This window comes from Mycobacterium sp. E1214 (assembly GCF_001666755.1).
Lineage (GTDB): Bacteria > Actinomycetota > Actinomycetes > Mycobacteriales > Mycobacteriaceae > Mycobacterium.
Genome location: NZ_LZJC01000079.1, coordinates 17,815 through 28,577 on the forward strand (window position 1 = coordinate 17,815; position 10,763 = coordinate 28,577).

General features: G+C 73.4%; 10 protein-coding genes and 1 pseudogene. 6 read left to right on the plus strand and 5 right to left on the minus strand.

Annotation, left to right across the window (positions count from 1 at the left end):
- Positions 1-23: 23 nt before the first annotated feature.
- Entirely contained in the window at positions 24-842 is an 819-nt protein-coding gene (locus tag A5700_RS09385; RefSeq protein ID WP_068067748.1) for an alpha/beta hydrolase, read from the plus strand.
- Here the strand turns inward: A5700_RS09385 and A5700_RS09390 are convergent.
- From A5700_RS09390 to A5700_RS09400, 3 genes are read right to left on the minus strand one after another with little or no spacing between them, the layout of a single operon-like run.
- Positions 839-2,017, minus strand: coding sequence for an amidohydrolase (locus A5700_RS09390; RefSeq protein WP_068067722.1), 1,179 nt, complete (start codon positions 2,015-2,017; stop codon positions 839-841). The two genes, A5700_RS09385 and A5700_RS09390, sit on opposite strands and share 4 nt — an antisense overlap.
- A complete protein-coding gene (locus A5700_RS09395) occupies positions 2,014-3,216 on the minus strand; it encodes an amidohydrolase (protein WP_068067725.1) in 1,203 nt (400 codons plus the stop codon). Before A5700_RS09395 ends, A5700_RS09390 begins: the two co-directional genes overlap by 4 nt.
- A gap of 46 nt (positions 3,217-3,262) precedes the next feature.
- Positions 3,263-3,874 (minus strand): cutinase family protein, encoded by a 612-nt coding sequence (locus A5700_RS09400; RefSeq protein WP_197502768.1) that lies wholly within the window; start codon positions 3,872-3,874, stop codon positions 3,263-3,265.
- Positions 3,875-4,095: 221 nt separating this feature from the next.
- Between A5700_RS09400 and A5700_RS09405 the strand changes: the two genes are divergently transcribed.
- Together A5700_RS09405 and A5700_RS09410 are read left to right on the plus strand one after the other, a co-directional pair.
- Positions 4,096-4,902, plus strand: a complete 807-nt coding sequence (locus A5700_RS09405) for a purine-nucleoside phosphorylase (RefSeq protein ID WP_068067730.1) — start codon at positions 4,096-4,098, stop codon at positions 4,900-4,902.
- Between the two features lie 9 nt (positions 4,903-4,911).
- A complete protein-coding gene (locus A5700_RS09410) occupies positions 4,912-6,489 on the plus strand; it encodes a phospho-sugar mutase (protein ID WP_068067732.1) in 1,578 nt (525 codons plus the stop codon).
- On the opposite strand, the gene upp is transcribed toward A5700_RS09410, so the two are convergent.
- Positions 6,490-7,113, minus strand: coding sequence for a uracil phosphoribosyltransferase (upp, locus tag A5700_RS09415; protein ID WP_068067735.1), 624 nt, complete (start codon positions 7,111-7,113; stop codon positions 6,490-6,492).
- Between the two features lie 135 nt (positions 7,114-7,248).
- Here upp and A5700_RS09420 point away from each other — a divergent pair, with 135 nt between their 5' ends.
- From A5700_RS09420 to A5700_RS09430, 3 genes are read left to right on the plus strand one after another with little or no spacing between them, the layout of a single operon-like run.
- Entirely contained in the window at positions 7,249-8,109 is an 861-nt protein-coding gene (locus tag A5700_RS09420) for an alkaline phosphatase family protein (protein WP_231973730.1), read from the plus strand.
- Between the two features lie 32 nt (positions 8,110-8,141).
- The gene (locus A5700_RS09425) at positions 8,142-9,452 is read left to right on the plus strand and encodes a primosomal protein (protein WP_068067742.1); all 1,311 of its coding nucleotides are present in this window, start codon (positions 8,142-8,144) and stop codon (positions 9,450-9,452) included.
- Positions 9,453-9,495: 43 nt separating this feature from the next.
- A complete protein-coding gene (locus A5700_RS09430; protein WP_068204666.1) occupies positions 9,496-10,482 on the plus strand; it encodes a VWA domain-containing protein in 987 nt (328 codons plus the stop codon).
- A 3-nt stretch (positions 10,483-10,485) separates the two neighbouring features.
- Here the strand turns inward: A5700_RS09430 and A5700_RS09435 are convergent.
- Positions 10,486-10,763, minus strand: a pseudogene (locus tag A5700_RS09435) (hypothetical protein); the annotation flags it as partial.

Below are 10,763 nucleotides of genomic sequence, written 5' to 3' on the forward strand. Positions count from 1 at the left end.
TCCGGCCCGGGCCCAGGGACGGCGTGCGCTTCCCCGAGGTGGCGGGGCGCACGTCGCGGGTGAGCATCCCCACCCGGTACGGCCCCGTCGCCGCGACGGTCTACCACCCGCCCGGGGCCGCGACGCGCCCGGCGATCTATGTCAACGTGCACGGCGGCGGGTTCGTCATCGGGCACCCCGAGCAGGACGATCCGTGGTGCCGGTTTTTAGCCGCCAACGCCGGTGTCGCGGTGCTCAACCCGGACTACGTGCTCGCTCCCGGGCACCGCTTCCCGGCGGCGCCGCTGCAGGTGTACGACGTCGTGTGCTGGGCGGCCGCGGTAGACCGCGACTGGGACGGCGGCCGGCTGTGCGTCGGCGGCCAGAGCGCCGGCGGCAACCTCAGCGCCGCGGCGGCGCGGCTGGCCCTGGAGAACGACGGCCCGCGCATCGCCCTGCAGGTGCTGCACTACCCGCCCCTGGACCTGGTGACGCCCACCCGCGCGAAGGCGTCGAGCGTCGGTCGCCGGGCCATCCTGAAACCGTGGATGGGCGAGGTCTTCGACACCGCCTACATCCCCGACCGGGCCCAGCGGCGCGACCGCCTGGCGTCCCCGGCGTGGGGCGACAACGCCGAGGGCATCGCCGGCATCGCCCCCGCGGTGGTGGTGACGGCCGAACACGACCGGCTGCGCGCCGAAGGCCGCGCCTACGCCGACAAGCTCGAGGCCGCCGGCGCGCTGGTCGAGTACTACGAGGTGCCCGGCGTCGACCACGGCTACAACATCATGAGCGACGCCACCGACGTCACACGCGGTGTCTACGCGCGTCTCGCCGCGCACGTCGCCCGGGCCGGCGTCTAAGAGGCGTCGACCGCGGCGGCCTGCTCGACGATGTTGACCAGCACGCGCACCCCGATCGCCAGCGCCCGCTCGTCGAGGTCGAACGTCGGCTGGTGCAGGTCCAGCTGCGGGCCCTGCCCGGGCCACACGCCCAGCCTGGCCATCGCGCCGGGGACGTCCTCGAGGTACCAGGAGAAGTCCTCACCGCCGCCGGACTGACGGGTGTCCGCGAGCGCGTCGGGCCCGATGCTTTCGATCGCGTGGGTGAGGATGCGCGTCGAGACGTCCTCGTTGACCACGGGCGGAACGCCGCGCCGGTACTGCAGGGTGTGCTCGATGGCCAGCGGCGCCAGCAGCGCGGACACCGTCTCGCGGATGATCTGTTCCAGCCCCACCCAGGTCTGGCGGCTCGCGGTGCGCACCGTGCCGGCCAGCACTCCGGTCTGCGGGATGGCGTTGGCGGCCACCCCGGCGTTGACCGCGCCCCACACCAGCACGGTGCCGTTGCGGGGGTCGATGCGCCGCGACAACACGCCAGGCAGCCCCGTGATCAGCGTGCCCAGGCCGTACACCAGGTCGGCGGTCAGGTGCGGGCGCGACGTGTGCCCGCCGGGCGAATAGAGCGTGATCTCCATCTGATCGGCCGCCGAGGTGATGGGGCCGTGCCGGACGGCGACCTTGCCCACCTCCAGCCGCGGGTCGCAGTGCAGCGCGAAGATGCGTGACACCCCGCTGATCGCACCGGCCGCGATGGCGTCGATCGCCCCGCCCGGCATCAGCTCCTCGGCGGCTTGAAAGATCAGCCGCACCCCCACCGGCAGCTCGGGCACCGACGCCAGGGTCAGCGCCGTGCCGAGCAGGATCGCGGTGTGGGCGTCGTGGCCGCAGGCGTGCGCGACGCCGGCGACGGTGGAGCTGTACGGCGCGCCGGTGAGCTCCGCCATGGGCAGCGCGTCCATGTCGGCGCGCAGCGCGATCCGCGGCTCGCGGTCGGGGCCCAGGTCGCAGACCAGGCCGGTGCCGCCGGGCAACACCTTGGGGTTGAGGCCCGCGTCGGCCAGCCGCTCCCCGACGAACTGGGTGGTGGCGTACTCCTGGCGGCCCAACTCCGGGTGGCGGTGGATGTGCCGGCGCCATTCGACCAGCTCGTCGGCGTGCGCCGCCAGCCACGCCTGGGCGGCGTCGGCGAGGCTCATGCCCGCGCCCCGCTCCGTCGGCGCTCCCGCCCGGCCAGGACCCGGTCGCGTTCGTCGGGCGTCTGCGCCAGCTGCACGACGGTGCGCGCCAGCATGATCGCGCCGTCGAGGACCGCGCGGTCGGCGCTGGGGCCGGCCGCCGCGGCGGCGAAGGCGCGCTGATGCACCGTCGCGCCGCCCGCGTCCACCCCGATCACCGGGTGGATGCCGGGCAGCACGTGCGTCACGTTGCCCATGTCGGTGCTGCCCATGGGCAGCGCCTCCTCGATGTCGCGGGCCACGGGCTGCCGCCCGAGGCGGCACATCTCCGCGCGGAAGGTCTCGGCCAGCCAGGCGTCGGGCCGCAGCTCGGCGTACGGCGGTGCCGGCGCGTCGATGTCGTATTCGCACCCGGCGGCCAGCGCGCCCGCGGCGAAGCAGGCGTATATCCTGCCCTCGAGCTGGCGCAGCGAATCGGATTCCAGGGCCCGCATCGCGTATTGCAGCGCCGCGTGGCCGGGGATGACGTTGACCGCCTGCCCGCCGTCGGTGACGATGCCGTGCACCAGCTGGCCCGGCGCCAACTGCTGGCGCAGCAGCCCGATGGCCACCTGCGCGACGGTCACGGCGTCGGCGGCGTTGATGCCCAGGTGCGGCGCCACGGCGGCGTGCGATTCCTGGCCGCGGTAGTGCACGACGGCCTCGGACAACGCGAGCGACCGCGCCGCGGCGATGTCGGCGGGTCCCGGGTGCACCATGACGGCGACCGCGACGTCGTCGAACACCCCGGCCCGCAGCAGCAGCTCCTTGCCACCGCCGGACTCCTCGGCGGGCGTGCCCAGCAGCACCACCCGCAGGCCCAGGTCGCCGGCCACCTCGGCCAGTGCCAGGGCGGCGCCCACCGCCGACGCCGCGATGATGTTGTGGCCGCAGGCGTGGCCGATCTCGGGCAGCGCGTCGTACTCGGCGCAGACCCCGACGGTCAGCGGGCCGTCGCCGAAGTCGGCACGAAACGCGGTGTCCAAACCGCCGGCGGCGGAGGTGATCTCGAAGCCGCGCTCGGCGACCAACGCCTGCGCCTTGGCGCAGCTGCGGTGCTCGTGGAACGCGAGCTCGGGCTCGGCGTGGATCGCGTGCGACAACTCGACCAGATCGGCACCGCGTCGCCGCACCAGGTCCTCGACGCTGTCGAGTGGGCTCGCTAACGGGGCGGTGGGCATCTTCGCAGTATCGCACCGCGACCTGAGCGGCCCGGGGCCCCCGGGGTCAGAGCTGCCCGGCGATGAATCCCGCCGCCTGGCCCGGGTAGGGCGGCTCGTCGTAGTCGTGGTGCGCATCCCGGTCGCGTCCGCCGACGACGCAGACCGGGTCGCCTGGGCTGCACAGGTCGATGGCCCGGCCGGCGAAGGCGCCCGTCGTCGACAGCGGCGTGTTGAACCGGTTGCCGGGGTTGCCGAACACCGCGACCGCCCTGATCTTGCCGGCCAGGGCGGGGTCCAGCGCGGGGGCGGACCCGAACTCACCGATGGTGTTGCCCAGCGGGGGGACCCCCGCGAGCATCGAGACCGCGGCGGCGCCCTGCGAGAAGCCGCCGAGGACGAGCCGCGTCGACGGGCACTGATCGACCATCTGCGCGATGTGGTCGCGGGCGTCGTTGGCGCCGTCGGCCGTCTGCAGGAAGTTGTAGCTGGCGGGATAGTTCACCGGGTAGTTGTCGACGCTGCGGCCGCCCAGGGCGGATTGCATGGCGGCGAACAGCGCGTCCCCGGTGGCGCCCAGGCCCGGCGGTTCGGCCGTGCCGCGCGCGAAGATCAGCTGGACGTCGGGACAGTCGGCCCGTGCCCGCGGCGCGCCACCGATGAGCGCGACCACCGACACCGCTACGGCGACAGCGGCACTGACAGCGAGGCCGACGACCGGCCGACTACGACAACCCATGCCGGAGATCCTCACATACCGCGGGGACAGCTTCGCACCACGAGCCCCGCCGACCAGCATCGGTCGTGCCGGCGCTCGCCGTCGCCGGACTAAGCCCGACGGTCCGACTCCTCACTCGCGCCGTGCCGGCGCTCGCCGTCGCCGGACTAAGCTCCCCCACTGTGGCCGACCCCCCGCCCGACCCCGACGAGCTGGCGCGGCGGGCCGCGCGGGTCATCGCCGAGCGCACCGGGGTCGTGCGTCACGACGTCGCCGTCGTGCTGGGTTCGGGTTGGTCGCCGGCGGTGGCCGCGCTCGGCTCCCCCACCGCCGTCCTACCCCAGGCCGACGTCCCCGGCTTCACCCCGCCGACGGCCGTCGGGCACACCGGGCAGCTGATGTCGATGCGCGTCGGCGACCACCGGGTGCTGGTCCTGGTGGGGCGGGTGCACGCCTACGAGGGCCACGATCTGCGCCACGTCGTGCACCCGGTCCGCGCGGCCTGCGCGGCGGGGGCCCGCGTCGTGGTGCTCACCAACGCGGCCGGGGGGTTGCGGCCGGACCTGGCGATCGGCGCGCCGGTCCTGATCAGCGACCACCTCAACCTGACGGCGCGCTCGCCACTGGTCGGGCCGCACTTTGTGGACCTGACCGACGCGTACTCGCCGCGGTTGCGCGCCCTCGCGCGGCGGGCCGACCCCGCGCTGCCCGAGGGCGTCTACGCGGGGCTGCCCGGCCCGCACTACGAGACGCCCGCCGAGATCCGGATGCTGCGGACGCTGGGCGCCGACCTGGTCGGCATGTCCACGGTGCACGAAACCATCGCGGCCCGGGCCGCCGGCGCCGAGGTCCTGGGGGTGTCGTTGGTCACCAACCTGGCCGCCGGCATCAGCGGCGCGCCCCTGAGCCACGCCGAGGTGCTGGCCGCCGGCGCCGCCTCGGCGGCCCGGATGGGTGCCCTGCTCGCCGACATCGTCGGGCGCGTCTAGAGCGCGGCCATGACGCCCGAGGAGTGGATCGCGCACGACCCGGATCCCGCCACGGCGGCCGAGCTGGCGGCCTGCGACGCCGACGAGCTCGCCGCGCGGTTCGCCCGCCCGCTTACCTTCGGCACCGCGGGCCTGCGCGGCCCGGTGCGCGGCGGGCCGGACGCCATGAACGTCGCGGTGGTGTCGCGCGCGACCTGGGCGGTGGCTCAGGTGCTCAAGCGCCGCGGCCTGGGCGGCTCCTCGGTGGTGGTGGGTCGCGACGCCCGGCACGGCTCCGCGGCGTTCGCCACGACGACCGCCGAAGTGCTTGCCGCCCAGGGCTTTTCGGTGCTTCTGCTGCCGGGGGCGACGCCGACGCCGGTGCTGGCGTTCGCGGTCCGGCGCACCGGCGCGGCCGCGGGGATCCAGATCACGGCCTCGCACAACCCGCCGGGCGACAACGGCTACAAGGTGTACGCCGACGGCGGCATCCAGATCATCTCCCCCACCGATCGGGATATCGAAAACGCCATCGGCACAGCGCCTTTCGCCGACCGCATCCCGCGCACGCCGGTGTCACCGGCGCGCACCGACCTTTTCGACCGCTACGTCGAACGCGCGGCCGGCCTGCGCCGCGGCACCGGCTCGGTGCGGGTGGCGCTGACCCCGCTGCACGGCGTGGGCGGCGCGGTGGCCGTCGAGACGCTACAGCGCGCCGGCTTCACCCAGGTGCACACCGTGGGCGCCCAGTTCGCGCCCGACCCCGACTTCCCCACCGTCGCGTTCCCCAATCCCGAGGAGCCCGGCGCCACCGACGCGCTGTTGACCCTGGCGGCCGACGTCGGCGCCGACGTCGCGATCGCTCTGGATCCCGACGCCGACCGATGCGCGGTCGGCGTCCCGGACGCCGGGGGCTGGCGCATGCTCTCGGGCGACGAAACCGGTTGGCTGCTAGGCGATTACCTGCTCGCCACGGCGCGGCCCGGCGCCGTGGTGGCCAGCACCGTGGTGTCGTCGCGGATGCTGGCGGCCATCGCCGCGCGGCGCGGCGCGACGCACGTCGAGACCCGCACCGGGTTCAAATGGCTGGCCCGCGCCGACGCGTCGGTGCCCGGCGGCAGGCTGGTCTACGCCTACGAGGAGGCGATCGGGCACTGCGCCGACCCGGACGCCGTGCGCGACAAGGACGGCATCAGCGCCGCGGTGCTGGTGTGCGACCTGGTGGCCGCGCTGAAGGAGCGCGGCGACACGCTGCCCGGGGCCCTCGACGAGCTGGCCCGCCGCTACGGCGTGCATGACGTCGCCGCGGTGTCGCGGCGGGTCGCCGACCCGGCCGAGGCGGCGCGGCTGCTGGACCGGTTGCGCGCCGACCCGCCGCGACGGCTGGCCGGAGTTCCCGCCACCACCGCCGACCTCGGCGACGCGCTGATCTTCACCGGCCGCGCCGACGACGCGTCGGCGCGGGTGGTGGTGCGCCCGTCGGGCACCGAGCCAAAACTGAAGTGCTACATCGAAATTCGCTGCCCGGTGGCCGGCGACCTGGCGGCCGCGCGGGCCCGGGCCCGGGCGCTGCGCGACGACGTGCTCGCCGCGGTGCGCAACTGGTAGCTAGCGCGGCCCGTATTGGCGGTCGCCCGCGTCGCCCAGCCCCGGCACGATGTAGGCGACGTCGTTGAGCCCGTCATCGACGGCCACCGTGTACAGGCGCGCGGTCGGTGCGCATCCCTCAAGCGCGGCAATGCCTTCCGGCGCGGCGACCGCGCACAGCACGGTGATGTCGTCGGCCCCGCGGTCGCGCAGTAGGCCGACGGTGTGCCGCATGGACCCGCCGGTGGCCAGCATCGGGTCGAGTACCAGCACCGGCAGCCCCGCCAGTTCCGCGGGCAGCGTCTCGAGGTAGCCGGTCGCCTCGTGGGTGTCCTCGTCGCGCGCGACACCGACGAATCCCACGCGGGCACCGGGCAATAGCGCGAGCGCGGCATCGACCATGCCCAGCCCGGCGCGCAGCACCGGCACCAGCAGCGGCGGCCTGGCCAGCCGCACGCCGAGCGCCTCGGCCACCGGGGTGCGGATCCGGAACGTCTCCCGGGCCGCGTCGCGGGTGGCCTCGTAGACCAGCATCGTGGCGACGTCGCGCAGCGCGGCGCGGAATCCGGCGTCGTCGGTGCGCTCGTCGCGCATCGTGGTCAGCGACGCGGCCGCCAATGGGTGATCGACGACGCGGACTTCCATGGAATTTCACTGTATATAACGAACCGGCCGCGATTCGTTAACGCCCCGCGGACGCCACCCGCGTCGGCCCCGCCGACGCCCCGGCGCGGCCCTAAGCTCTGGCCCGTGCCCAGCCGAGATGACGCGCGAACTCGATTGACGCCCAGGGCCTCTCGGGCGTTGCGGGCCCTCGGCGCCGTCACGGTGCTGGCGCTCGCGACCGGCCCGGTCACGACGCGCGTGGCCCACGCCGCCGAGGCGGTTCCGCAGCCCTCGCACGTGGTGATCGTCGTGGAGGAGAACCACTCCGAGGGGCACATCGTCGGCAACAAGGCGGCGCCCTTCATCACCGCGCTGGCGGCCGGCGGCGCCAACATGACCCAGTCCTACGCCGAAACCCATCCCAGCGAACCGAATTACCTCGCCCTGTTCGCCGGGAACACCTTCGGGGTCACCCGGGACACCTGCCCCGTCAACGCCGGCGCCGCGCCCAACCTGGGGTCGGAGCTGCTGGCCGCGGGCTACACCTTTGCCGGGTTCGCCGAGGGCCTGCCCGCCGTCGGCTCGCCCGTGTGCAGCGCCGGCAAGTACGCGCGCAAGCACGTGCCCTGGGTCAACTTCGCCAACGTCCCGCCGGCGAACTCGCTGCCCTTCTCGGCGTTCCCGGCCAACAACTACGCCGCCCTGCCCACGGTGTCGTTCGTCATTCCCAACAACGACGACAACATGCACGACGGCTCGATCACCCAGGCCGACACCTGGCTGAACCAGCAGCTGTCGGGCTATGCCAAATGGGCCGTCGCCAACAACAGCCTGCTGATCGTCACCTTCGACGAGGACGACAACTCCAGCCGCAACCAGATCCCGACCGTGTTCTACGGCGCCCACGTCCGTCCCGGCAGCTACCCCGAGCAGATCAACCACTACAACGTCCTGTCGACGCTGGAGCAGATGTACGGCCTGCCCAAGACCGGGTACGCGGCGGGCGCGGCCCCGATCACCGACATCTGGGGCTAGTCGGCCGCGGGGTCGTCGCTATTGTGTGCCGCATGGCTGCTGACCTCGTGCCCATCCGCCTGAGCCTGTCCGACGGTGACCGCTACACGGTGTGGGCGCCCCGCTGGCGCGACTCCGGCGACGAGTGGGAGGCATTCCTGGGCAAGGACGAGGACCTGTTCGCCTTCGAATCCGTCGCCGACCTGGTCGCGTTCGTGCGCACCGACTCGGACAACGACCTGCTCGACCACCCGGCGTGGCAAGACCTGACCGCGGCGCACGCGCACGCGCTGGAACCCGCCGCGGATCAACAGTTCGACCTGGTCGCGGTCGAGGAGCTGGTCTCGGAGAAGCCGACCGAGGAGTCGGTGAACGCCCTGGCGGGCGCGTTGGCGATCGTGTCGTCCATCGGGTCGGTGTGCGAGCTGGCGGCGGTGTCGAAGTTCTTCAATGGCAACCCCAGCCTGGGCACGGTGTCCGGCGGCGTCGACCACTTCGCCGGCAAGGCCGGCCTCAAGCGCTGGAACGCGATCGCCGAGGTGATCGGCCGAAGCTGGGACGACGTGCTGGGCGCGATCGAGGAGATCATCACCACCCCCGACGTCGACGCCGCCGAGTCGGAGAAGGCCGCCGAGGAGCTCGCCGAGGAGCGCCCCGAGCCCGACACCGAATCCGACACCGACACCGAGGCGGCCGCGGACGCCGAGGCCGCGGAGGCGGCGGCCGACGACGACGAGGCCGAGAAGCCCGCGGGTGAGGCCGACGACGAGCCGGCCGAGGAGCGCGCCGCCGGTGACACCGTGGTGCTGGGCAGCGACAAGGACTTCTGGCTGCAGGTGGGCATCGACCCGGTCCGGATCATGACCAGCTCGGGCACCTTCTACACGCTGCGCTGCTACCTCGACGACCAGCCGATCTTCCTGGGCCGCAACGGGCGCATCAGCGTGTTCACCTCCGAGCGGGCGCTGGCGCGGTACCTGGCCGACGAGCACGACCACGACCTGGCGGACCTGAGCACCTACGACGACATCCGCACCGCGGCCACCGACGGCTCGCTGTCGGTGGAGGTCACCGACGACAACATCTACGTGCTCAGCGGGCTGGCCGACGACCTCGCCGACGGCCCCGACGCCGTCGACCGCGAGCAGCTGGACCTGGCCGTCGAGCTGCTCCGCGACATCGGTGACTACTCCGAGGAGGCGACGGTCGACAAGGCGCTCGACGCGGGGCGCCCGCTGGGCAAGCTGGTGGCCTACGTGCTCGAGCCCGACGCGGCCGACAAGCCGTCGCCGCCGTACGCGGCCGCGGTGCGGGAGTGGGAGAAGCTGGAACAGTTCGTCGACGGGCGCCTGCGCCGCGAGTGAGCCGCGTTTGACGGGTCCGTCCTGGACAGGAAGGGTGGGCCACGTGTCGCTTCCCGGTATCGGCCCGCTGCCGCTGTACGGCTTTCAACGCCCGGCGCTGTTGCTGTTCGCCCTGGTGCCGGCGGCGCTGCTGGCGGTCTACGTGCTCACCCAGGCGCGGCGGCGACGCCGGCTGCGTCGGTACTCCGAGGGCACCGTCACGCAATCGCCGTGGCGGCACCTCCCGATCGCCGTCTCGCTGCTGAGCCTGGTCCTACTGACGATCGCGCTGGCCACGCCCACCCACGACATGCGCATCCCGCGCAACCGCGCCGTCATCATGCTGCTCATCGACGTGTCGCAATCCATGCGGGCGACCGACGTGCCGCCGTCGCGGCTGGCCGCGGCGAAGGAGGCCGGCAAGCAGTTCGCCGAGCAGCTGACGCCCGCGATCAACCTCGGCCTGGTCGAGTTCGCGGCCAACGCCACGCTGTTGGTGCCCCCGACCACCAATCGGGAGGCCGTCAAGGCGGGCATCGACAGCCTGCAGGCGGCGCCCAAGACCGCGACGGGCGAGGGCCTGTTCACCGCGCTGCAGGCCATCGCGACCGTCGGCTCGGTGATGGGGGGCGGGGACGGTCCGCCGCCGGCGCGGATCGTGCTGGAATCCGACGGCGCCGAGAACGTGCCGCTGGACCCCAACGCCCCGCAGGGCGCCTTCACCGCGGCCCGCGCCGCGAAGTCCGAGGGCGTGCAGATCTCGACGATCTCGTTCGGCACGCCCTACGGCACCGTCGACTACGAGGGGGCCACCATCCCGGTGCCCGTGGACGACCAGACCCTGCAGAAAATCTGCGAGATCACCGACGGCCAGTCGTTTCACGCCGACAGCCTGGACTCGCTGAAGAACGTCTACACGACCCTGCAGCGCCAGATCGGCTACGAGTCCGTGAAGGGCGACGCCAGCCTGGCCTGGATGCTGCTGGGCACCGTCGCCATGGCCGGTGCCGTGCTGGCCGGGCTGCTGCTCAACCGCCGGCTGCCCGCCTGAGTCTCAGGTGGGCAGGCGCCGGTTGAGGACCAACGCCAACACCGTCGCGATCAGCGCCGCGACGACCCCCAGCCGCAACCAGCCGGCGCTGCCGGGGCCGGGCACCGTGCGGTAGCCGATCTCGTTCTCGATGGCGTTGTAGCTCTTGTTGAGCTCGGCGGCGTTGGTCGCGGTGTAGGCCTGCCCGCCGGAGAGCTTGGCGACGGTCTTCATCTGGTCGGTCGAGACGGGCACGGCGACGCGCTGCCCGTCCATCTCGATTTCGCCGCCCTGGTGCCCCT